At 70.5% G+C, this 22,109-nt stretch carries 18 protein-coding genes; 12 read left to right on the top strand and 6 right to left on the bottom strand.

Translation table 11 applies throughout. The annotated features are described in order from the left end of the window. Nucleotides 1-12: 12 nt before the first annotated feature. Nucleotides 13-912: a LysR family transcriptional regulator gene (locus AB0D93_RS10010; protein ID WP_362115954.1), complete on the bottom strand. Its 900-nt coding sequence runs from the start codon at nucleotides 910-912 to the stop codon at nucleotides 13-15. A 290-nt stretch (nucleotides 913-1,202) separates the two neighbouring features. On the opposite strand from AB0D93_RS10010, the gene AB0D93_RS10005 reads away from it, so the two are divergent. The 4 genes from AB0D93_RS10005 (at nucleotide 1,203) to AB0D93_RS09990 (ending at nucleotide 6,274) form a co-directional block, all read left to right on the top strand. After that, nucleotides 1,203-2,432, top strand: coding sequence for a serine hydrolase domain-containing protein (locus tag AB0D93_RS10005; protein ID WP_362115951.1), 1,230 nt, complete (start codon nucleotides 1,203-1,205; stop codon nucleotides 2,430-2,432). Between the two features lie 589 nt (nucleotides 2,433-3,021). Then, a complete protein-coding gene (locus AB0D93_RS10000) occupies nucleotides 3,022-3,216 on the top strand; it encodes a hypothetical protein (protein ID WP_362115948.1) in 195 nt (64 codons plus the stop codon). Nucleotides 3,217-3,262: 46 nt separating this feature from the next. Further along, a complete protein-coding gene (locus AB0D93_RS09995; RefSeq protein ID WP_362115945.1) occupies nucleotides 3,263-3,820 on the top strand; it encodes a CGNR zinc finger domain-containing protein in 558 nt (185 codons plus the stop codon). A gap of 384 nt (nucleotides 3,821-4,204) precedes the next feature. Further along, the gene (locus tag AB0D93_RS09990; RefSeq protein WP_362115942.1) at nucleotides 4,205-6,274 is read left to right on the top strand and encodes a glycosyltransferase family 39 protein; all 2,070 of its coding nucleotides are present in this window, start codon (nucleotides 4,205-4,207) and stop codon (nucleotides 6,272-6,274) included. Between the two features lie 31 nt (nucleotides 6,275-6,305). Here the strand turns inward: AB0D93_RS09990 and AB0D93_RS09985 are convergent, their stop codons facing one another. Continuing rightward, nucleotides 6,306-6,941: a DUF6629 family protein gene (locus AB0D93_RS09985; RefSeq protein WP_362116272.1), complete on the bottom strand. Its 636-nt coding sequence runs from the start codon at nucleotides 6,939-6,941 to the stop codon at nucleotides 6,306-6,308. A 119-nt stretch (nucleotides 6,942-7,060) separates the two neighbouring features. Here AB0D93_RS09985 and AB0D93_RS09980 point away from each other — a divergent pair, with 119 nt between their 5' ends. The 6 genes from AB0D93_RS09980 to AB0D93_RS09955 all read left to right on the top strand — a co-directional run bounded on the left by AB0D93_RS09980 (nucleotide 7,061) and on the right by AB0D93_RS09955 (nucleotide 17,102). Further along, on the top strand, nucleotides 7,061-7,276 hold the full coding sequence (locus AB0D93_RS09980) for a DUF4177 domain-containing protein (protein ID WP_362115939.1): 216 nt from the start codon (nucleotides 7,061-7,063) through the stop codon (nucleotides 7,274-7,276). A 137-nt stretch (nucleotides 7,277-7,413) separates the two neighbouring features. Beyond that, nucleotides 7,414-9,840 carry a SpoIIE family protein phosphatase gene (locus AB0D93_RS09975; RefSeq protein WP_362115936.1) on the top strand — a complete coding sequence of 809 codons (2,427 nt, stop codon included), beginning with the start codon at nucleotides 7,414-7,416 and terminating at the stop codon, nucleotides 9,838-9,840. Between the two features lie 66 nt (nucleotides 9,841-9,906). Further along, nucleotides 9,907-10,524, top strand: coding sequence for a TOPRIM nucleotidyl transferase/hydrolase domain-containing protein (locus AB0D93_RS09970; protein ID WP_362115932.1), 618 nt, complete (start codon nucleotides 9,907-9,909; stop codon nucleotides 10,522-10,524). Nucleotides 10,525-11,046: 522 nt separating this feature from the next. Beyond that, the gene (locus AB0D93_RS09965; RefSeq protein WP_362115929.1) at nucleotides 11,047-12,219 is read left to right on the top strand and encodes an ROK family transcriptional regulator; all 1,173 of its coding nucleotides are present in this window, start codon (nucleotides 11,047-11,049) and stop codon (nucleotides 12,217-12,219) included. A gap of 408 nt (nucleotides 12,220-12,627) precedes the next feature. Beyond that, the gene (locus AB0D93_RS09960; protein ID WP_362115926.1) at nucleotides 12,628-14,505 is read left to right on the top strand and encodes a CBM35 domain-containing protein; all 1,878 of its coding nucleotides are present in this window, start codon (nucleotides 12,628-12,630) and stop codon (nucleotides 14,503-14,505) included. A gap of 179 nt (nucleotides 14,506-14,684) precedes the next feature. Further along, the gene (locus tag AB0D93_RS09955; protein ID WP_362115923.1) at nucleotides 14,685-17,102 is read left to right on the top strand and encodes a glycoside hydrolase N-terminal domain-containing protein; all 2,418 of its coding nucleotides are present in this window, start codon (nucleotides 14,685-14,687) and stop codon (nucleotides 17,100-17,102) included. A gap of 44 nt (nucleotides 17,103-17,146) precedes the next feature. Here AB0D93_RS09955 and AB0D93_RS09950 read toward each other — a convergent pair whose 3' ends face one another. Next, the gene (locus tag AB0D93_RS09950) at nucleotides 17,147-17,422 is read right to left on the bottom strand and encodes a hypothetical protein (RefSeq protein WP_362115920.1); all 276 of its coding nucleotides are present in this window, start codon (nucleotides 17,420-17,422) and stop codon (nucleotides 17,147-17,149) included. Here AB0D93_RS09950 and AB0D93_RS09945 point away from each other — a divergent pair. Next, nucleotides 17,397-18,494: an SGNH/GDSL hydrolase family protein gene (locus tag AB0D93_RS09945; protein ID WP_362115917.1), complete on the top strand. Its 1,098-nt coding sequence runs from the start codon at nucleotides 17,397-17,399 to the stop codon at nucleotides 18,492-18,494. The genes AB0D93_RS09950 and AB0D93_RS09945 overlap by 26 nt on opposite strands. A gap of 83 nt (nucleotides 18,495-18,577) precedes the next feature. Here the strand turns inward: AB0D93_RS09945 and AB0D93_RS09940 are convergent, their stop codons facing one another. Continuing rightward, on the bottom strand, nucleotides 18,578-19,231 hold the full coding sequence (locus AB0D93_RS09940) for a class I SAM-dependent methyltransferase (protein ID WP_362115914.1): 654 nt from the start codon (nucleotides 19,229-19,231) through the stop codon (nucleotides 18,578-18,580). Between the two features lie 395 nt (nucleotides 19,232-19,626). On the opposite strand from AB0D93_RS09940, the gene AB0D93_RS09935 reads away from it, so the two are divergent. Beyond that, nucleotides 19,627-20,613: a hypothetical protein gene (locus tag AB0D93_RS09935; protein WP_362115911.1), complete on the top strand. Its 987-nt coding sequence runs from the start codon at nucleotides 19,627-19,629 to the stop codon at nucleotides 20,611-20,613. Here the strand turns inward: AB0D93_RS09935 and AB0D93_RS09930 are convergent. Continuing rightward, nucleotides 20,588-21,175, bottom strand: a complete 588-nt coding sequence (locus AB0D93_RS09930) for a histidine phosphatase family protein (protein WP_362115908.1) — start codon at nucleotides 21,173-21,175, stop codon at nucleotides 20,588-20,590. The genes AB0D93_RS09935 and AB0D93_RS09930 overlap by 26 nt on opposite strands. 54 nt (nucleotides 21,176-21,229) lie before the next feature. Beyond that, a complete protein-coding gene (locus AB0D93_RS09925; RefSeq protein WP_362115905.1) occupies nucleotides 21,230-22,051 on the bottom strand; it encodes a class I SAM-dependent methyltransferase in 822 nt (273 codons plus the stop codon). Nucleotides 22,052-22,109 lie beyond the last annotated feature (58 nt).

Raw genomic sequence — 22,109 nt, 5'->3', positions numbered from 1 at the left:
CTCGGTGCCCGCTCAGCGGTCGTCGAAGTTCAGCGGCCCGAGGTCGCGCACGACTTCGGCGAGTGCTCGGATGGGCTCGTTCTCGGATTCGGTACGCCAGACCAGGGCGTAGCTCAGGGGTGGCATGTCCCGGATGGGCAGCCAGCGGATGTGCGACATGGACCAGTGCCGGGTGACGTGGGCCGGGAAACCGTGCACGATCTCGCCTGTCCCGACCAGGTGGATCAGGTCGTCGCTGTTCATGATGCTCTGGCTGCGTTCGATTGGGCGGCCCCGCGGGGTCTGGAAGGGCAGGTACCGGTCCTCCCAGTAGTCGGGCATCAGGGGCGCCGTGACGTGCTGGCGATCGGCGAGGGTCTCCAAGGTGACGGACGATCGCGCGGCCAGAGCGTCCTCGATGGAGACGGCGAGCAGCCGCGGGTCGGTGAAGAGGACGGGGCCCACGGTGAGGTCCGGGTGCTCCACGGGCAGAAACACGACCAGGACGTCCAGTTGGCCGTCGCGGAGTCTGGCGAACGGGTCGACGTAGGGAGCACGGCGGATCTGCAGTTCCCACTGCGGGTGGCGGGAACGGAACGCCCGCCAGCAGTGGTGCACTTCGGCGATGTTGAAAGGGAGCATGCCGACCCGCAGGACCGCCGTCACTCCGCGGGCGGCCAGCCGTGCGCGCTCCAAGCCGGCCTGTAGTCCCGCGTACACCGGTCGCAGATCGTCACGCAGCTGCCGCCCCAACGGAGTCAGCCGGATCTGCCGACGGTTCGAGCGGTCGAACAGCGTTCCACCGAGCCGCCGCTCCTGTGCCGCGATCGCCTGGCTCACGCGCGCCTGAGTGACGTGCAGTCGAGCCGCCGTCCGACCGAAGTGAAGTTCGTCCGCAAGCGTCAGGAAGATCTCGATGTCCCGCAGTTCCACCGGGCGGACCTCCCTTCATAACGCGTGGGTTATCGGCGCGCGCCCGAAGTTTACGTTGATCAGTTCCAGTGTCCGGGGCCAGGGTTGGTCCCGACAGTGGCCCGCCACTGGTAGTTGAGTCACTGGACCTCGAAACCCTCACCTGCGGGTGGCAGCCAGGATCCGCGGGTGATCGGGCTGCGTGCCCGCCGGGCCGATGACACCTCGACGTTCGCGTCCGCCGCGCCTGCCTGGCCGTGAGCGCCATACCGCGGACGGGTCACAGTTCGCACAGTGCAAGGAGATTGGAGATGAGGATGAGCAACCGCGGCTTCTCCGAAGGAGGGTTGCGCAGGATCCGCGAGGTACTGGCACGCCATGTCGAGTCCGGGAAGATCCCCGGGCTGGTCGCGCTGGTGAGCCGGGGCGATGAGACGCACGTCGAGGCGATCGGGACGATGCGGCACGATGGCGGCGCGCCGATGCGCAGGGACACGATCTTCCGGATGGCCTCGACGTCCAAGCCGGTCACCATGGCGGCGGCGATGGTGCTGCTGGACGAGTGCAGGCTTCGCCTCGACGACCTGGTGGAGCCGTGGCTGCCCGAGCTCGCCGACCGGCGGGTGCTGAAGCGGATCGACGGGCCGCTGGACGAGACTGTCCCGGCGCGGCGGCCGATCACCGTACGGGACGTGCTGACCTCCACGTTCGGGCTCGGCATGGATATGACAGTGCTGGGCACGCCGATCATGGGCGCGGTCTTCGAGCAGGGCCTCACGCCCAACTTGCCGGAGCCGATGCCCGAGCCGGATGAGTGGATGCGCCGCCTGGGCACGCTTCCGCTGATGCACCAGCCCGGCGAGCGTTGGCAGTACCAGATAGCCAGCGATCTGATCGGCGTGCTTGTCGCGAGGGTCACGGGCCAGTCGTTCGGGACGTTCCTGCGCGAGCGCGTCTTCGACCCGCTGGGAATGAAGGACACCGGCTTCCACGTGCCCGCCGACCAGTTCGACCGGCTGCCGACCCTCTACGCTCCCGACCCGCAGAGCGGGGAGTTCACCGTGTGGGACGAGGCGGAAGGGGGGCGCTGGAGCAAGCCTCCTGCGTTCGAGGGCGGCGGTGGTGGGCTGGTGTCCACCGCCGACGACTTCCACGCGTACTTCCGGATGCTTTTGAACGGCGGGATGCACGGTGACGAACGGATCCTGTCCCGGGCCGCCGTTGAGCTGATGACCACCAACCGCCTTACGCCCGAGCAGAACGCCGCCCGTACCGCCCTGGCCCGCGACAACGTCCACATCTCGTTCGGGCAGGGACAGCACGGCGGCTGGGGCCTCGGGATGGCGGTGCGCACCTACCGCGGCGACTGCGCACCCATAGGGCAGTTCGGCTGGGACGGCGGAAGCGGCGCCTCGACCTACGCCGACCCGGACAACCAGCTCACTGGAATCCTGCTCACCCAGGTCGGGGCGTCCGTCCCGGATCCGGTGCGGCTCATGCACGACTTCTGGACCACGGTCTACCAAGCCGTCGACAACTGACGCCGAGCCCACCGGGGGTCAGATCTCCTCGGTGGGCTCCCCGACCCGATCGGTCCTCGTCGCTCTCGAAGCGGCCCAGGCCCACCTGGACGGTTGAAGCCCTCTGCATGCAGCACATTGACCGCAACGTTGTCGAGAAGAACCTACTGGTCATCAGGCCCTCGGCAACAACGATGCCGTCACCGGATGACGACCAACAGTTACGGGACAGCCTTAGACACGGCGAAATCCAATCCGCTCCGCCATTGAGCCAATGATCACCAACCAAATCCCGCCGACGCTATTTCTTCGTCACCTGTTTGACTGGTGACGCCGCCTGTGCGACAGTCGGTCCACGCACCAGCCGGTGCACGGAGAGGCGCGGAGGGACCTCGTGATCACCAGGCGCAGCTTCAGCAAGGTGCAGCAGGGCGCCGACCTGCTGAACGTCGGCTGCGCCGAAACGGGTCCCGGCCACGGCGGGGATCGGCCGCGACGTCCCCCAGGAGGCGCCCCCTCCCTTCGCCCAGGCCGTCGTCGACGTGGGCCGCTTGTGACCACGTCCCCTGCCTCGGCGGGTGACTCCCGACAGACCGACCGGAGGTCGATCATGGAGAACCGGAACACCGTGGACAACGCCGCGGTCGCACGTCGCGCAAGGTTCGGCAAGCTGCCCGAACGCATCCGCTACGAGGAGATGGTCGAGGAGAAGGCGGCCACACCGAGCGACCCGACGCGGTACGCCTACGACCCCGAGGGATCGTGGCGGTCCTTCTCCTGTCTCGCCGTCGACCTGGGTCTGTGAGCCATGATCCTTGCCAGAGGTCACAGTCACCGGCCAGAATGGTGACGTGAATCTCGACCACGTCTTCGTATGCGGCAACCCGGCACTCGACTTCGCCGCGACGCTCAGAGCGCGCCGTTCGGTGCGCTTCGAGATGTTCGTGACCCCGGACAGGCTGAACGCGTGGTACGTGGAGTCGGGGATCGTCGACGCGGTCTCCCCCGGCCGGGAGGCCGACGTCGAGCAGGCGAAGACCGTGCGGGAAGCCGTGTACCGGCTGATCACCGCCCGCCGGCTCGGTGAGGAGTACGACGGGGAGGCGCTGGCCGTGGTGAACAACGCGGCACGCACATACCCCGCGGTTCCGCAGCTCACGCGGTCGGGGCGATGGACGCAGGCAACCCCGGAAGAGGCCCTCTCCATGGTGGCGCGCCACGCCGTCGAGCTCCTCGGCGGGCCGGACGTACCCCTGCTCAAGGAGTGCGGCAACCCCGAGTGCACCCGCACCTACATCGACCGCTCACGGGGCATGCGCCGGCAGTGGTGCGGAATGGAGTCGTGCGGCAACAGGATCAAGGCAGCCGCGTACCGCGCCCGAAAGAAGAGCGCGTCCACGGCCGACTGATCCGAGCCCTTTCCTGTGCGCCACCTGTTCATTTTCTGTGTACGGCGTAATTGTGCGGCAGGCAACGCGCAGCACTTCTCGGATTGAAGACAGGGCAAGCCCAGTAAAGGATTCCCCCGGTTCTGACAAGAATTTCCTTGAAACCCGCCGCTTATCCATGACGCACCGGCGCGGTACCGAAGAATGCTGGGCATGGCTACGACAGTTCTCGGTCCGACCGCCTCCCTCCGCGCCGTCGCGCGTGTTCCGTGGAGGTCGCCGGCGGATCAGCCCGGATACGTGCGTCCCACGCTCCTGGTCATCATGGTGCTCGCGACCGTGCTTTACGCGTGGGGTATCGGGCACAGTCATTACCACACGTTTTACGCTTCCGCCGTACGCAGCATGACGGAAAGCTGGAAGGCTTTCCTCTATGGCTCTTTCGACCCCGGAAACTCCATCACCCTGGACAAGTTGCCCGGATTCCTGTGGCCGCAGGCGCTTTCCGCCCGGGTCTTCGGATTTCATCCATGGGCGCTCGTCCTTCCGCAGGTGCTGGAGGGAGTGGCGAGCCTGCTGGTCCTGCACCGCCTGGTGAACCGCTGGGCCGGTCCCAACGCGGCGCTCGTCGCCGACGCGGCGTTTCTCGTGACCCCGGTGTCCGTCGGTCTCTTCCGCACCGCCGTAGAGGACCCCGCCTTCACGCTGTGCGTGCTGTTGGCGGCCGAGGCGACGCAACGCGCCGCCCTCAGTGGCCGACTGCGCCCGCTGGTGGTCGCCGGTGTCTGGGTCGGCGTCGGTTTCCAGGCCAAGATGCTGGAGGCGTGGGCGGTGCTGCCGGCGCTCGCTCTTGTCCACCTGATCTCGGCGCCGATCGCGCTGCGGAAGCGGCTCGCGCACCTCGCCGTGTCCGCCGTGGTGATGACCGCCGTGTCGGCTTCCTGGATGCTCGCCGTGACGCTCGTCCCGGCCAAGGACCGGCCCTATGTGGATGGCACCACCAACAATTCCGCGTTCAGCATGGTGGTCGGCTACAACTTCCTGAACCGCTTTTCCTCTCTCGGGATCAGCGCGGCCTCCACAGGCAGCGTGAGCGCCACGCAGGGCGGCGGATTCGGCCGGCACGCCCAGGTGTCACCAGCGGCGGGCGGCGCCGGCGGTGCCGTAGGACACCGGGCGGGGTTCCCTCGCCGCGGGACGGGCGGGGCCGAGGGTGTCCGGGACGCCGGGGACCGGGTGGCCGGACAGCCGGCAGGTGCGGCGGCCGGCGGCGCGGGCCGGTACCGCGCCGCCGGAGGGTGGGGCGGCGGCCAGAACGGCTGGTCGAAGATGTTCGGCCAGTCGCTGGCCGCGCAGACCGGCTGGCTCTACCCCATGGGTGCCATCGCGGGTGTCTGCGGTCTCCTCTGGCGCCGCGGCAAGCCACGCACCGACCGGCTGCGTGCGGGATTCGTCCTGTGGGGCACCTGGCTCGCCACGTACTTCCTGGTCTTCAGCGCGGGCAGCGTGGGTGGCCACACGTACTACATGGGCGTCATCGCCGTCCCCCTGGCGGCGCTCACCGGAGGCGGCGTCACATTGCTGTGGCGTGCCTACCGGGCCGGTGGCCCCCGCATGTGGGCGCTGCCCGGCGCGGTGGCGGCGACGGCGGTGTGGGGCGCGTACGTCGCCGGCGGGTTCCCGTCCTTCCTGCCGTGGCTGGCGCCCGTGGTGGGGCTGCTCGGGCTCACCGCCGTCGTCCTGCTGGTGCTGGGCAGGCCCGGTCGTACGACGTCCGGCGGCAGGCTCGCCCTGGCCGGCCTGGCCGCTTCTCTGGTGGCGGTGCTCATCGCGCCGAGTTCATGGGCGGCACAGGTGCTCAGCCCCTCGTACCGGGACTCCGGGATGGGCGCGGTCGGCCCGTCCGGCACGGGCCACGGCCACGGCTCGCCGGCGCCGGCGGGCGGTCGTACCCGGCAGGTGTTCCGGGCGGGCGGCGTGCAGCGCGGGGCAGCGGCGGGCGCGGTCGCGACGCGCGGCTTCGGCGGCTTCGGCGGCTTCACCCAGGACGGCCAACTCACCACGGAACAGCGCGATGTGCTCGCCTACACGTCCGCACACCGCGGATCGGCGGCGTACGTCTTCGCCACCACGAGCTGGAGCGGCGCGGCTCCGTACATCCTCGCCACCGGCGCCCGTGTACTGCCGCTCGGCGGCTTCAGCGGAAGGGTCCCTTTCCCGAGCGCGGCGCAGTTCCGGCAGCTGGTCGACTCGGGCAGGTTGACGTACGTGGTGCTGGGCGGAACGGGCCGCCGTGGGAGCGGTGCGTTCGGCTCGTCCGGCGCGGCGACGGCGACCGCGCAGATCACCGGGTGGGTCGAGTCGTCGTGCCGTCGCATCCCGGCCGCCGACTACGACACGATCTCCGGTTCCACCGGCCACGGCGGCGCCCCCGCGACCGGACAGGCTCTGTACCGGTGCCGTCCCGGCCAGTGATTCCGTGCCCCGCCGGGTTCGCGGTGACCCGTCAGGGGCCCGGCCGCCTCTCGGCGGACGTCCGGCGGGCGCGCACCCAGCCGAGGAGCACCACCGAGCACAGGGCCGCGAAGGCGCACCAGGTCGACACGAACTCCAGCCGCCACAGCGCCCAGCACACCGACGCACCCACCGCGGCCAGAACGCCCAGACCGAGCAGGCGCCGGTCACCGGACAGCAGCAGAGAGCCCACCGTGGCCAGCAGATAGCCCAGCACGAGAAGGGGTGCGGGCGAGACGTGGAGGAGATAGCCGACGGTACGACCGCGGATCTCCGCCGTCACCGGCTCGGTGGCAAGACCGTGGGCGAGCACGGCGGCGGTCACCGCTCCGGCGGCGAGCGGGACGACCAGCCGCGACCGGGCGTGGGGCGGGGCCACGCACAGCACTCCCACCGGGACCCACAAGGCCAGCAGGGGCAGCGCGATCACCGCCCACGCGACGGTCGCGGGCCCGCTGCCCCCGCCCGAGTCCCACACCACCGACTCGACGATCTGATGGGCCCCGAGCAGCAACGGCAGTGCGGCGAGCGGCAGTTCCCGGACCGTGCGCACCAGCGCCACGCAGGCCACCCCCACCGCCGCGACGCCGCTGCCCGCCGCGAGATCGGCCGTCGCGCTCCAGCACATCACGCCCCCAGGGTCTGCCGCGGACACGCCCCGTCCTTCTGCCGCAGGGCCTGATGATGATTAGCTTGCCCCAGCCTTCGCGCCATCACCCGGCCCGGCAGTCAGGAGGACTCAGCCACATGAGCAGCGGCTACACGTACGAGTACAAGGTCGTCACCTTCCGGGAGTCGCTGATCGGCGACGCGCTGGACAGCGACAAGCTGGAGAAGGTGCTGAACAAGCACGCGGAGGACGGCTGGGGCCTCAAGGCGATCACCTCCGCCGACGTCAAGGGCCGCATAGGTCCCGGAGCCGTGGAGGGCCTGCTGCTGACCTTCGAGCGACCGCGCCAGTAACGCTCCAGGAACCGTTTCCGTGTCCTGGCCAGGACCCGGCGGCCCGTGCTCGTGCCCGGGCCGTCGGTCCGAGGACACACCCGGGTCCATGTGAGACCGTGGTGGGAGGCATCCCGCCCGTGGATACGGCCGACACGATGGGTCTCAGACATCTCGCCGACAAGGACCGGGGCGACCCGTTCGGCATCACCTCTGCCGCCGTCGCGCTCGTGGACGTGCACGGCCTGATCCGCTACTGGAGCCGCAGGGCGGAAGAACTTCTCGGGTTTCCTCCGGACAGCGTGCTGGGGCGGCCCGCGGCCTCCGTTCTCACCATCGAGGACCTGCCGGCGTCCCCGCTGGCCGCGGCGCAGCGGATCGGGGAGGGCTGGGAGGGCCTGGTCACCGCGCGCCACCGTGCGGGCCATCCGGTCGAGCTGGCCGTGCGGGTGTGCCCCCTGCGCGCGGAGCAGGGCTCGGGCTGGCTCGCCGTGGCGTGCGACGTCTCCGACTCGCGCCGGTGGGAACTCGACCAGGCCGTGGTGCGTGGCCTCCTGGAGGAGTCACCGCTCGGCATCGCCGTCCTCGACGGTGAGCTGCGCTTCCGCTGGGTGAACCAGGTGCTGGCCGCCATGGAGGGCCTGCCGGCCGATCTCGCGGCCTCCCCCACCGCCGTGTCAGCCGTACCGGAACAGGTGCCGTCCGCCATGGACTGGCAGGCACGCCAGGCGTTGATCTCCGGTCGGATCACCCCGGCAGTGGAGCACGTACCTCCCCCGCACGGCCTGTCCCGCCGCAACGCCCAGGACCACCTGAGGCTCCGCTCGTCGTTCCCGCTGAAGGATGTCGACGGCAAGACGCTCGGGGTGTGTCACACGGCCGTCGACTTCACCGCCAAGGACCGGGCCCGCGAGCGGCTCGCCCTGGTCAACGAGGCGGCGCAGCGCATAGGCACCACCCTGGACCTCGACCGCACGGTGCGGGAGCTGGCCGAGGTCCTCGTTCCCCGGCTCGCCGACTTCGTGGCGATCGACCTGTTCCAGGGCGTCCTCGCGGCCGGCGAGCTCATTCCCCGGCCGGTCACCGGCGGCGTGCTCCAGCGGGCGGCGCACCTGTCGGTGCACGAGGAGGTGCCCGAGGCGACCGTTCTCATCGGTGAGCCCACCGGGTACGCGCCCAAGTCGCCGCAGCGGCGTTGCCTGACGACGGGCCGGCCGATCCTCGATCCGGTGCTGGACCATACGACATGGTGGCTGGCCGACGATCCACAGCGCCTGGCCAAGATCGTCAGTCTCGGCGTGCACACCCACCTGGTGGTGCCATTGCGGGCGCGGGGCTCGACCATGGGAGTGGTCACACTGCTGCGCTGGGAGAACCCCAGCCCGTTCGACGAGGACGACCTGCTGCTCGTGGAGGAGCTGGTCGCACGGGCCGCGATGTGCGTGGACAACGCGCGGCGGTTCGTCCGCGAGCACAACGCGGCCCTGGCCCTCCAGACCAGCCTCCTTCCCCCCGATCTGCCGGATCACTGCGCGGTCGACGTCGCCTACCGCTATCTGCCGACGGACGCCGAGGCCGGGGTGGGCGGCGACTGGTTCGACGTCATCCCGCTGTCCGGCGCGCGCGTCGCCCTGGTCGTGGGGGACGTCGTCGGGCACGGCATCCACGCCGCGGCCAGCATGGGCCGGCTGCGTGCCGCGGTGCAGACACTCGCCGACATGGACCTGCCCCCCGACGAGCTCCTCGCCCACGTCGACGACCTCGTGCTGCGCCTGGCGGACGAGGCGGAGGCGGCCACGGACGGGCCGGTGGTGATCGGCGCGACCTGCGTCTACGCGGTCTACGACCCGATCTCGCGGAAACTCAACGTGGCGCGCGCCGGGCACCCCACACCCGCCATCGCCCACCTCAGCGAGCCGGTCGAACTGCCCGACATCCCCGCCGGTCCCCCGCTGGGGCTGGGCGGTCTTCCCTTCGAGTCGGCGGAGATCGAGCTGGAGGAGGGCAGCGTCGTCGCCCTCTACACCGACGGCCTGATCGAGGCCTCGGACCGCGACGTCGACGTCGGGTTCGAGCGACTGTGCTTCGCTCTGGCCCACCCGGACCGGCCGCTGGAGGAGATCTGCGACACGATGGTCCGCATTCTCCTGCCGGAACATCCGCACGACGACGTCGCGTTCCTCATCGCCCGGACGCGTGCCCTGCCCGCCGACCATGTGGCCTCCTGGGAGGTACCCGCCGACCCCCGGGCGGTGCACGAGGCACGTGACAAGACCGCCCGGCAGTTGGCCGCGTGGGGCCTGGAGGACGCCGCCTTCACCACCGAGCTGATCGTGAGCGAACTGATCACCAACGCCATCACGCATGCCTGCGGGCCGATCGGACTGCGCCTGATCCACGAGCGGACCCTCATCTGCGAGGTGTCCGACGCCAGCAACACGTCGCCCCATCTGCGGCGCGCCCGCAGCACCGACGAGGGAGGCCGAGGCCTCTTCCTGGTCGCGCAGGTCGCCCAGCGTTGGGGCACGCGGTACACGCCCACGGGGAAGACCATCTGGACCGAGCAGCAGCTGCCCAGTCCGTGAACACGTCCTCGGCCTGCCGGCGTAAATTGCCTGGCGGGACGGCGGTGAGGGGCGGAGACTCGTCGCATGTCCGACATGGGGGCGTTCCGGGAGGCGGTCACCACCTGGGCGGCCGGCGGTCCCGGCGGCCCCGCGCACGAACTGGCCGCGCGGCTGCCCGTCCGGGTGGCCGTCCTGCTCGAAGGGCTGAGCGATGTCGCAGCCGTCAGCGCCCTGGCCGCACGCCGTGGCCGGGACCTGGAGGCGGAGGGAGTCTGCGTCCTGTCGATGGGCGGTGCGATGAGCGTCGGGCGCTTCGCCCACCTCCTCGGGCCACCCGGCCTGGGCCTCCGCCTCACCGGACTGTGCGACGAAGCGGAACGCGGCTACTACGCCAGGGGTTTGGCGCGGGCCGGTGCGGCACAGCAGGAGTTCTTCGTGTGCGCGGCGGATCTGGAGGACGAGCTGATCCGCGCGCTGGGCGTGACCAGGATGGCGGAACTCGTGCGCGCCGAGGGCGACTTGCGACCGCTGCAGACCTTCCTGCGCCAGCCCGCCCAGCAGGGCCGCCCCGCGCAGCAGCAGTTGCGGCGCTTCCTCGGCACGAAGAAGGGACGCAAGATCCATTACGGCCGTGTCCTCGTCGAGGCGCTCGACGCCGACCGCGTTCCCGCCCCGCTCGACGGTCTGCTGGCCGGCCTCTGAGGACGTCGGTCCCGGGCGTCGGCGGCAGTCCCGGAGGCCGTGCTGTGGGGCGGGCGTCCTCGGTTCGGTGACCGATGCTGGAACGCCCGCCCCGGAAGCACCGGTTGGGGCACGGCGCGGTGCAGCTCGCGGTACTTCTCCACCTGCGCCGGGCGGACCCGGATCACCTGTGCCACACGCCTCATCCTGCGTCCTCCTGCCTGGTCACCGCCGAGAGCGCGCGGTCGTGGATGATGCGGATGATCCGGCCGCTCATGCGCTCGTAGTCGCGGTCGTTGTCGAACCGCAAGGAAGAGGCGCCGACGGAAGCTGCAGCCCGGCAGTGCGATCCAGCCCGCAGGCTCGCGGCACCGCACCGAACAAGCCGGCGAGCAGCACACCCGACGACCCCTCCTTGAAACAAGGGGACAACTCATCGAGTTCACCTCTGTTTTACAGGTTCAGACTCGCCAACTCGCCGCCTACAGAAGGACTGTGCTTTATTCATTGACAGCGAAAAAGAACCTCTCTAAGTTTCCGGCCATGTGCCCGGCCCTCTCCCACGAGGCGGCCCCGGCGATGACGCCGGCCGCTTCCCAGGTCTTCACCACTCTGCTGTCCCACGGCCCGCTCACCCGGGCCGAGGTGGGCCGGCGGACCAGCCTCTCCCCGGCAGCCGTCACCAAGGCGGTCCGGCCACTGATGGAACTCGGCTATCTGGTCGAGGGCGTGGACGAAGAGGCACGGCCCGCGGTGGGTCGTCCGGCCAGCCTGGTGTGGGTGGACGGCGGAAGGGCACTGTTCATCGGGATCAAGGTGACGGCCGACGAGATCATCGCCGTACTGGCCGACCTGTGTTGCCGTGTCCGGATCTCCCGGCACGTACGGCTCACGGGCCGCGATCCGGAGGCGGTGCTCCCCGCCATCACCGCGCTGGTGCAGGAGTTGCTCACGGAAGCCGACGGGTTCGGTGTGCAGGTACGGGGGCTGGGCATCGCGATCTCGGGGGACGTGGACCGCGGAGAAGGTGTGGTGCGCTACTCGCCCTTCCTTGAGTGGCGGGACGTACCGCTCGCCGAGATCGCGGAGACCGCGACCGGGCTGCCGGTCACGGTCGAGAACGACGTGCGGGCGCTCACGGTCGCCGAGCACTGGTTCGGGGCCGGAGTGGGTCTCTCCGACTTCGCCCTGGTGACCGTGGGCGCGGGCATCGGCTGTGGTCTGGTTGTGCACGGGCGGGTGGTGTCGGGCGCTCACGGGGTCGCCGGTGAGATCGGGCATGTGTCACTCGATCCACTCGGCCCCCTCTGCCACTGCGGCAACCGGGGGTGCGTGGAGGCGATCGCAGCGGACCCCGCGATACTCCGCGCGGTGCGCGCGGCCACGGGCAGGCAGGTGACCGACGCCGCCGAGGCGCTGGACCTGGCGCGCGGCGGAGACCCCGGTGTCAGAGAGGTCTACGCACGAGCCGGCGAAGCCATCGGCACGGCCATCGGCTTCCTGGTGAACCTCCTCGGCCCCGAACGGGTGATCATCTCCGGGGAGGGGCTGGCCGCCTACGACCTTGTCGCCGAGGGCATCCGCGAGGCGTTCGCCGCGTCCGCCTTCGGTACCGCTGAGCAGTGTGACGTGATCACCCGTCCCCTGCCTTTCGAGGAGTGGGCGCGCGGGGCCGCGGCCACCGCCATCCAGTCCTTCATGGGATCGGGCATGTGAGGGAAGTAGTGATGACTCCGCAGATCCGCAGCACCCACAACGCCCTGGAATCCCGGCGCCGAACAGTGCTCCAGGGGCTGCCCGGTGCCGGGCCGCCACCCCGGCCCGACCTACTCCCGCCGCCTGCGGCGCCGGGTCCGGTCCCGGTCCGGTGACCGCCGTTCCGACGCCGTCGCCGCCGGTCCTCTCACGACCGTGATCGGCGCGCTCCCGGTGCACCGCACGCCACCGCGACGATTCATCAGCGGACTCACCATCGGCTCCAGCAAGGACTGAGCCGCCGGCCCGGAACCGCCACGGCCGGCGTCTTCACGCCCGGCGTCCCGTCCATCCCCCCACCACGCCAACGCCCGTCCCCCACCGGGTGTCACCGCATCATCCCGCTCACCTCACCCCTGGAGGCGACCCATGCGGTCATCCCCGTACAGAGCCCTGTGTGGAGCCCTCCCCGGCTTCCCCCGCCGCGTGCTCAGAGCGACCCTGGTCCTGGCCGTCACGGCGGGATTCGCCACAGCGGTCCCGGCCGCCGCCACCCAGGCCATGGCCGTCGACTCCAAGTCGACCACGACGGCTCATGCTTCGGCCGCGGCGACGGCCGACGCCGGCCCGGCCATGGCGGCCAAGCCGTACATGGGCTGGTCCAGTTGGAGCATGCAGTCCTCGTCGTACCCGGGCCTGAACCCGGACGGCAGCTACAGCTACCTCACCGAGGCGAACGTCCTGAAGCAGACGGACGCCCTCGCCACCACGCTGAAGAAGTACGGCTACGACTACGTCAACATCGACGCCGGCTGGTGGATGGACAAGAACTGGACCTCCCAGTTCGACCAGTACGGCCGGCAGACACCCGACCCGGTCCGGTTCCCCCACGGCATGAAGTCGGTCGCCGACCACATCCACTCCAAGGGCCTCAAGGCCGGTATCTACCTGCCCGTCGGCCTGGAGAAGGGGGCGTACGGCGACGGCAAGGTGCCGGTCCTGAACGCCCCCGGCTGCACCACCGCGGACATCGTCTACCCGGACCTGCGTACCACCAACGGCTGGGACAGCGCCTACAAGCTGGACTTCGACGACCCCTGCGCACAGAAGTACATCGACTCCCAGGCACAGATGCTCGCCGGCTGGGGCTACGACTTCCTGAAGCTGGACGGCGTGGGTCCCGGCTCGTTCAAGTCCGGTGACAACTACAACAACGTCGCGGACGTCGCCGCGTGGCACAAGGCCATCGCCGGCACCGGGCGGCCCATCCACCTGGAGCTGTCCTGGTCGCTCGACATCGGGCACGCCGACGACTGGAAGGAGTACTCCAACGGCTGGCGCATCGACACCGACGTGGAGTGCTACTGCAACACCCTGGTCACCTGGGAGAACTCGGTCAACGACCGGTGGAACGACGCTCCCGCGTGGAGTCACAGGGCGGGCCCGGGCGGCTGGAACGACCTCGACGCGATCGACGTCGGCAACGGCGACATCGACGGCCTCACCAAGGCCGAGCGGCAGAGCTACATGACGCTGTGGGCCATCAACAAGTCGCCGCTGTTCACCGGTGACGACCTCACCAGGCTGGACAGCTACGGCCTCTCCCTGCTGACCAACCAGGAGGTGATCGCCGTCGACCAGAACACCTCGCCCGTCGCACGTCCCGTCACCCCGATGGGCGACCAGCAGGTCTGGGGAACCAGGAACGCCGACGGCAGTTACACCGTCGCCCTGTTCAACCTCGGCAACTCGTCGGCCGCCGTGACCGCCGACTGGGCATCCTTCGGCTTCTCCGGCGCGGCCTCCGTACGCGACCTGTGGAACCACCAGAACCTCGGCACGTACAAGGACAAGATCACCGCGACGCTGCCGGCGCACGGCTCACGGCTGTTCACCGTCAGCCCCGGTGGCACCCGGCCGGCGACCACCAGTTACGAGGCCGAGTCCACGAACAACACCCTGACCGGCAACGCTTCCGTCGCCACCTGCGACTCCTGCTCCGGCGGCAAGAAGGTCGGCAACCTCTATCTCGACAGCAAGCTGCAGTTCAACGACATCACGGTGAAGAAGGACGGCATCTACACCGTCAACGTCCACTATGTCAGCGGTGATCCCCGCTCGGTGACCGTCTACTCCAACAGCGGCAACGGCACCAGCCTGAAGTTCCCGTCCACGGGCGACTGGGGCACGGCCGACACCGTCAGCGTCCAGTTGGCGCTGAAGGCGGGCGCGAACACCATCACGTTCGACAGCGGCTGGGACTACTCACCCGACATCGACAGGATCGACGTACCCAAGTCGTCCTGAACCCTCCTGCCGGGGCCCGGTAGCCGACGCCGGGCCCCCGCACCCGGCCCCTCCCCCGCCCGTACGGTCCCGCAGCGCCCGGGCGTGCCGACGCCCGGCCTGCTCCCCTCACCCAACGCCCGACGGCCCCCACCCGTCGTTCCCGCATGCGCCGTTCCCCCGGACATGGAGTGCACACCGTGGACACCCAGCACACCGCACCGCGCGACAACCACCCGAGCCGCAGGGGCTTCCTCGCTCTCGCCGCCACGGCGGGCGCCGCCGCCGCACTCGGCGGGCTGCCCGCCTTCACCGCCTCGGCCGCCCCCGAGCGGCCGGCCTCCTCGCCCCTGCTGTCCGCGGCCGCCGCCGCGAAGAACCAGCTGTGGTGGCAGGCCCCGGCCGACGCCGGCTCGATGATCCGGCAAGGACTGCCGGTCGGGAACGGGCGCCTCGGAGCGCTCGCGAGCAACGACCCCTCCAGCGAACTGCTGACGATCAGCGACGCCACGCTGTGGACCGGTGGCCTCAACGACACCCTGCAGAGCGACGGTCAATTCCCCTACGGCCGTGATGACTTCGGCTCACTGACCCTGCTGGCCGAGCTCACCGTCGACATCCCCGGGCACGACCTCGGCTCCGTCGACCACTACCGGCGCACCCTCGACCTGGCACAGGGCCTCCTGAGCACCTCGTACGACCTGTCCGGCGTCACCTACCAGCGGCAGATCTTCGCCAGCCGCCCCGACGACGTCATCGTGCTGTACTTCTCCCAGCAGGGCGGCGGCACCTACACCGGTTCGGTCTCCCTCGCCGGCACGCACGGCGAGTCCACGACCGCGAGCGGCACGGAGCGGTGCGCCTCCTTCGGCGCCTCCTTCGGCAACGGGCTGAAGTACGGCGCCGCCGTCACGGCCCACAGCGGCACGGGCAGCGTCGCCGTCGACGGTACGTCGATCTCGTTCCGCGGCTGCAAGGACCTCACCGTCGTGTTCAGCGGCGGCACCAACTACGCGCCCGACGCGGCCGCCGGGTTCCGTAACCCGTCCGTGGACCCGGAGAGCCTGGCGCGAACCAAGGTCCGCGACGCGGCCGGGCACTCGGCGAGCACCCTGCTGCACACGCATGTCGCCGACTTCCGCCCGCTGTTCGAGCAGCTGGACATCGACCTCGGTTCGTCGTCCACCGCGCAGCGCAGGCTGGACACCTGGCAACGGGTCCAGGCCCGCTACCGGGACAACGTCCCCGACCCCGAACTCGAGGCGGCCTACCTGCAGTTCGGACGCTATCTGATGATCTCCGGGTCGCGGGACAGCCTGCCGATGGGCTTGCAGGGACCGTGGCTGGACGGCAACGACCCGGACTGGATGGGCGACTACCACACCGACATCAATGTCCAGATGAACTACTGGATGGCCGACCGCGCCGGTCTGTCCGAGTGTTTCGACGCCTTCGCGGACTACTGTCTCGAGCAGCTGTCCTCGTGGACGGACGTCACCCGGCGGCTGTTCAACACGCCGAGCAACAGGTACCGCAACTCCAGCGGGAAGGTCGCCGGCTGGGCCGTGGCCTTCTCCACCAATCCCTACGGCGGCAGCGGCTGGTGGTGGCACCCGGGGGCCAACGCCTGGCTGTGCCAGAGCCTGTTCGAGCACTACGAGTTCACCCAGGACCGCGCCTACCTCGAAAAGATCTACCCGCTCCTCAAGGGCGCCGTGGAGTTCTGGGAGGCACGCCTCATCACCACGACCGTCACCGACGCCTCCGGCACCTCGCGCGAGGTGCTCATCGACGACAGTGACTGGTCCCCCGAGCAGGGTCCGCAGGACGCCAAGGGCATCACCTACGCCCAGGAACTGGTGTGGAACCTCTTCGGCAACTACCACACCGCGACCCGGGTACTGGACAGGGACACCTCCTACAGCGCGACCGTCGACGGCCTGCGTCAGCGGCTGTACCTGCCCGTGGTCAGCCCCAAGACCGGCTGGCTGGAGGAGTGGATGTCGCCCGACAACCTCGGCGAGACCACACACCGCCACCTGTCCCCGCTCTTCGGCCTGTTCCCCGGCGACCGTATCCGCCCCGACGACACCACGCCGAAGGACGTCCTCGCCGGCGCGACGGCGCTGCTGACCGCCCGCGGCATGGACAGTTACGGCTGGTCGAACGCCTGGCGCAGCCTGTGCTGGTCACGGCTGAAGAACGCGGAGAAGGCCTACCAACTGGTCGTCAACAACCTGAAGCCGTCGGTGAACGGAAGCAACGGCACCGCGCCGAACCTCTTCGACATCATGGACATGGGGCAGGGCCGCGGCATCTTCCAGATCGACGCCAACTTCGGCACCCCTTCCGCGATCATCGAGATGCTCGTCTACTCCCGCCCGGGCCACCTGGAACTGCTGCCCGCGCTGCCCGCGGCGTGGGCGGCGTCCGGCTCGGTGTCCGGCGTCGGAGTCCGCGGCGGCTTCGTCGCCGACCTCAGGTGGAAGAACGGCAAGGCCACACAGCTGACTCTGACGAGCGTCGGGGGCCGTGACACGACGGTCGTGGCGGGCGGCACCTCGCGGAAGGTCGCCCTCAAGCCGGGCCAGTCCGTGACGCTGGGCAGTTTCGGCTGAGACCGGCCGCGTTGACGGTCAAACCTCCCCCCGCAGAAGGCGATTCATGGGGTCCGCGGCACCTGCCGCGCAGCGCCGCGGACGACGAGAAGAGTGGAGAGTTCGAGGATGTCCCCGGAAAACGGAAGAACGGCGACCGGCCGCCGGCCGAGTCGTAGGTCCTTGTTGTCCGTGCTCGGTGCGGTGACCGGCATGGCGTTGACGGTCGTTCCGTTGAGCACCGCGAGCGTGGCGAGCGCCGCCACCTCGTCGGCGCAGGGCAAGGGCACCCGGGTCAGTGCCTGGTCGCCCAGCATGACGACCGGCGGCCCGTCGTTCACCGACCAGACCATACGGATGGTGGTGCACAGCAGCGTCGCGGGCTCGGGCGCACGCATCACCCTGTCCAACCGCTACAGCGGCACCCCGCTCGACGTCGGCGCTGTCGACGTGGCCGTCCAGGCGAGCGGCGGCGAGGCCACGCGCGGCACCACGCGGAACGTCACCTTCGGTGCCTCGCACCACCTCACGATCCCCGCCGGCGCGGAGGCGGTCAGCGACGTCGTACCGATCTCGGTCCGCGCCGGGGAGAACCTGCTCGTCAGCCTCTACGTGCCCGGCACGACGGGCATGTCGACCTGGCACTCCGACGCGTTCGACACCACCTACGTCGCCTCCGGCAACCACACGGGTGACGACAGCGCCACGGCGTTCGGCACCACGACGACATCCTGGTACTACCTGGCCGGACTCGACGTCGTGCCGTCCACCGCGAGAGGCACGGTGGTCGCCTTCGGGGACTCCATCACGGACGGCTACCACTCCTCGACCGGCACCTACACCCGCTGGCCCGACTTCCTCGGACGCCGGCTGGGCGGCGGGCCGGGCCCGCAGAAGCTGAGCGTCGTGGACGCCGGCATCGGCGGCAACCGGGTCCTCACCGACGTCCCCAACCTGTGGCAGGGTGTCAGCGCCCTCAAGCGCTTCGGGCACGACGCACTCGGCCAGCCGGGCGTCAAGGACGTGATCCTCTTCGAGGGCATCAACGACATCGGCAACAACGCCGGCCCCGACGGCCGGCCCCTGACCGCCCAGGACCTCATCGACGGCTACCGCACCCTGATAGGCGAGGCGCATGCTGCCCACGTCGGCGTCATCGGCGCGACCCTGATGCCCGACGAAGGCAACGGCTACTACACGCCTGCCGCCGAGGCGATCCGCCAGGACGTCAACCGGTGGATCCGCACCAGCGGCGCCTTCGACGGCGTCATCGACTTCGACCGGACCATGCGCGACCCCGCGAACCCTGCGGCCCTCAACCCGGCTTACGACTCGGGCGACCACATCCACCCCGACGATGAAGGCATGAAGGCCATGGCCGACGCCATCGACCTACGGCTCCTGCGCACGTGAACACGCTCCGGGATCCGGCCCTCTCGGGCTGCCTTCCGGACACCCGGTCACCGGCCCGGGGCGAGGCCGCCGTCCCCGATCGCTCAGCTGTGGTGGGGCGGCGGCTCCGCAACGCCGATGAAGTTCCCGGCCACGGGCCGGACGCGGACCGACCAGCCCAGCGCGGTGAGGTCGTCCGTGAGCGTCTGTACGTCGTGGAACACCTTCACGATGCGGTACTGACTGCCGTCGTCGAGCCGGCGCAGCGCCGCCGGGACCGGCTGGTTCGCGAGAACCTCCTCCCACTCGGCTGCGGCGGGGCCGTCGTCGACGAAGACCGCCTTGCCGCCCGGCGCGAGCGCGGCGGCGACGGTGTTCCAGAAGCCGGGCAGCCGCGCCGGCGGAACGTGGGAGAGCCAGAAGGCGAAGAAGACGGTGTCGTAGCGCCGTGGCGGCTGCCACTCGAACAGGTCGGCCTGGAGGAACCGGACGGTGGGCGATGCGGTACGCGCCCGCGCGAGGGCCAGGACCTCGGCTGCCGCGTCGACGGCGGTGACAGACCGCGCCCGCGCCGCGAGCCTCGACGTCCACTGGCCGGTTCCGCACGCCAGCTCCAGCACATCACCGGCGATCGGGAGTTCATCGACGGCATCCAGCAGTCGCTGCAGGCCCTCGTATTGCGCATAGGGCCGGTCGTACTGGGCGGCGCCCGCCCTGTAGTAGGCCTTCTGCTCCGCGAGGAGGGCTTCGTCGTCCATGCGGGGTCCTCTCGTCCGGGATGGCCGGAGCCGGGCTCGCCCGGCTCGCCGATGGTCGCCACAGCAGTGTCGGCCGACGCCTTCGGGCACGGTCAAGGGTCCATCGGGCCCGGAAACAAGTGCGGCAGCAGTCTCTTGTCCGCGCTGACCTCGTCGGCTCGGCGAGTTGTTCGCCCACACCACGTCACGTCCGACATCGCCGTGGAGGTGGACCGGCGGACACCGGCCCTCCCCCGGCGGACGGGGGCGGATCGGTCGGGCGGTCGAAGCCGGGCTGTCGCGGTCGATGCGATGTTCGGGAGGTGACCGATGACACGGGGACGGCGGGCAGGCAAGGGCGCGTTCGGCGGCGGGCATGGCCGCCTCCGGTGGGCCCGGCAGCTGTGGTCTGGGCGGTGGGGTACGCCGGTTTCGGCCTCGCTTGCGCACTGAGCGGGACGCCGCTGTTCGGCGGTGGCACGGTGGTGTCCGCCGCGCTCGACTGGGCTGTCGTGGCCGTGGGCGCAGGGGCGGCCCTGGTCGGTGCGGCGGTGCTTCGGTACGGGCCGGGACCGGGGCTGCGGGTGCTGCTGTGGGTGGCTTGCGGGCTGGCCGGGGTTGCCGCGTTCGGTCTGCTCATGGACGTGATCACGTTGATGTTCGGTGAGGGGGTGGACAGTTGGGCCGCCGCCGCGAACCACGCTCTGGCAGCCGTCGGTGTGCTGCTGCTCGCGGCGACCGGCCGCTCCCACCGTCATCCGCCCACCGGGGTCCTCGCCGTGCCCCCGGCCCGCGCCTCCGGGCGAGCACAACTCGCCGCATGCGCCGGGACGATGGCCTTTGTGCCGTACATCGCGATGAAGTCGTTCTGGGCGCTCGGCGGTACCTTCGCCGGGACGAGCAAGGAGGAGATGCTCGCGGTCTCGCGGCGCAACGGTGCCTCGGGGGTCTGGCTCGCCCTGGAGTCCTGGGGTCTGGACCCCACCGTGCTGCTGGCCGCTCTGGGTGTCTTCCTGCTCTGGGGCCTGGTCCGCCCCTGGGGCCGCGTCTTCCCGCGCTGGACACCGCTGCTGCACGGTCGGCGTGTCCCCCGCTGGCTGCCGCTGGCCCCGGCCCTGCTCGGGGCGGCCACCCTCGCTCCGTACGGGGTGGTCGGGATCGGTTACTGCGGCCTGGCCACGGCCGGGGTGGTGACGATGAGGCGGGGAGACTTCCCCTCCTCGGCCGACGCGTTGCTGGTCGGCTGGATCGGCGTGAGCGCCTTCGCGGTGTACGGAATGGCGCTGGCCGTCGCCACGCGCTCGTACTGGCGTCGGACCCGTCCGACCGGTCGGGGGGTGTGCCCGGCTGGTTCCTCCCGTGGTGAAGGTGTTCTCGCTACGGCACGTTCCAGGCGGAGATGAACGGTTGGCCGTCCTCGGTGGCCAGGAAACTCAGAGTTCCGGGATGCGGGTGGCCGAGCAGGCGACTGGCCGACGCGTCCAGGCCCAGCCAGCGCACGGTGAGCACGCGCGCCAGATGGCCGTGAGCGACGACGGCGACGTCGCCGTCGCTCAGCAGCGGCCGGATCCGGTCCAGCACCGAGTCCGTCCGCGCGGCCACCTGCTCGAGCCGCTCACCGGGACGACCGGCGTCGCCCGGAATGACGCCGTCCCGCCACAGGTCCCAGCCCGGCCTCGTCGCCTGGATCTGCGCGGCGGTCATCCCCTCATAGCCGCCGTAGTCCCACTCCATCAGGTCGGGATCGGGCCTGACGCCGGTCAGACCCGCCAGCGCCGCCGTCCGCATGGCACGGCTGAGCGGGCTGCTGAACACGGCGACCAGCGGGCGTAGGGCCAACCTGGGGGCGAGCGCCTTGGCTGCGGCCTCACCCGCGTCGGTCAGCGGGACGTCGGTGCGGCCCGCGTGCCGGCCCGACAGGCTCCACTCGGTCTGGCCGTGCCTGATCACTATCAGCTCCCCCAAGAGTGGGCAGCCTACCCGATAACTGCCTGATGGCCGGGGTTTGTTGAGAGCGTCTCAGGAGACGCGCACACTGGTGACCGCCAGCGCGGTGTAGTGCATGGTGAAGGCGCCGCCCAGCGCGTCGACGGCGTCGCCGAGGCCGGTGAGGAGCGCCTCCAGTCGGGCCGGCGGAAGCCGGCCGTGGCCGCCGAAGGTCGGGACCTGGTCCAGCCACTCGTCGCGGGTGTACCGGCGGTCCCAGTCGAAGTGCCACTGCTCGGGCTCGCCGAACGCACCTGTCCGTTCCAGCCCGTCGGCCGCCCTGGCCACCACGACCGCGTGGCTCTCCGGGCCGGCCATCGCGCGCTGGTGGATCGGCGATTCCGGCAGCACCCGCGCGTAGACCGCGACGAACGCCCCGGCCACCTCGGGGGCGGGCCGGAAGGCATTCCAGAACAGCGCCAGCCGGCCGCCCGGCCGTAGCACCCGGGCCGCCTTCGCGGCGCCCGCCACGGGGTCGACCCAGTGCCAGGCGGTCCCGGCGATCAGCATGTCGAAGGTGCGGCCCGCCGGGTCCCAGTCCTCGAACATGGCGGTCTCGACCTCCAGCCCCTTGCGACGGGCGAACCCGGCCATCCGTGGGTCGGGCTCCACTCCCAGCACCGTGCAACCGGCGGCCTGGAGAGCCAGTCCGGCGATGCCGGTCCCCGCGCCCACGTCGAGGACGTCGCGACCGGGACTGGTCGCGATGAGGCGCTCCACCAGGGCGGCGGGATAGCGGGGGCGCGTCCGGTCGTACCGTTCGACGTCCGCGCCGTACGACTGCGCCATGTGCCGTTGTGTGTGCGGCTCGGTCCCAGTGAGGCGGCCGTCGCCGGCCGGAGGTAAAGTGGGCATGCGCCCACTCTAAGTGGGCGCATGCCCACTCGACAATGGGTGAGCGGGATCCGGTGGA

The organism is Streptomyces sp. NPDC048191 (assembly GCF_040652655.1).
Taxonomy (GTDB): domain Bacteria; phylum Actinomycetota; class Actinomycetes; order Streptomycetales; family Streptomycetaceae; genus Streptomyces.
This window is presented reverse-complemented; position numbering and strand designations above follow the sequence as displayed.

Excerpts from the sequence above, each read along its gene's own strand:
- AB0D93_RS10005 (WP_362115951.1), top strand. The coding sequence starts at position 1,203 with ATGAGGATGAGCAACCGCGGCTTCTCCGAAGGAGGGTTGCGCAGGATC.
- AB0D93_RS10000 (WP_362115948.1), top strand. The coding sequence starts at position 3,022 with ATGGAGAACCGGAACACCGTGGACAACGCCGCGGTCGCACGTCGCGCA.
- AB0D93_RS09990 (WP_362115942.1), top strand. The coding sequence starts at position 4,205 with ATGACGGAAAGCTGGAAGGCTTTCCTCTATGGCTCTTTCGACCCCGGA.
- AB0D93_RS09985 (WP_362116272.1), bottom strand. The coding sequence starts at position 6,941 with ATGTGCTGGAGCGCGACGGCCGATCTCGCGGCGGGCAGCGGCGTCGCG.
- AB0D93_RS09980 (WP_362115939.1), top strand. The coding sequence starts at position 7,061 with ATGAGCAGCGGCTACACGTACGAGTACAAGGTCGTCACCTTCCGGGAG.
- AB0D93_RS09975 (WP_362115936.1), top strand. The coding sequence starts at position 7,414 with ATGGGTCTCAGACATCTCGCCGACAAGGACCGGGGCGACCCGTTCGGC.
- AB0D93_RS09970 (WP_362115932.1), top strand. The coding sequence starts at position 9,907 with ATGTCCGACATGGGGGCGTTCCGGGAGGCGGTCACCACCTGGGCGGCC.
- AB0D93_RS09965 (WP_362115929.1), top strand. The coding sequence starts at position 11,047 with ATGTGCCCGGCCCTCTCCCACGAGGCGGCCCCGGCGATGACGCCGGCC.
- AB0D93_RS09960 (WP_362115926.1), top strand. The coding sequence starts at position 12,628 with ATGCGGTCATCCCCGTACAGAGCCCTGTGTGGAGCCCTCCCCGGCTTC.
- AB0D93_RS09945 (WP_362115917.1), top strand. The coding sequence starts at position 17,397 with ATGACGACCGGCGGCCCGTCGTTCACCGACCAGACCATACGGATGGTG.
- AB0D93_RS09940 (WP_362115914.1), bottom strand. The coding sequence starts at position 19,231 with ATGGACGACGAAGCCCTCCTCGCGGAGCAGAAGGCCTACTACAGGGCG.
- AB0D93_RS09925 (WP_362115905.1), bottom strand. The coding sequence starts at position 22,051 with ATGCCCACTTTACCTCCGGCCGGCGACGGCCGCCTCACTGGGACCGAG.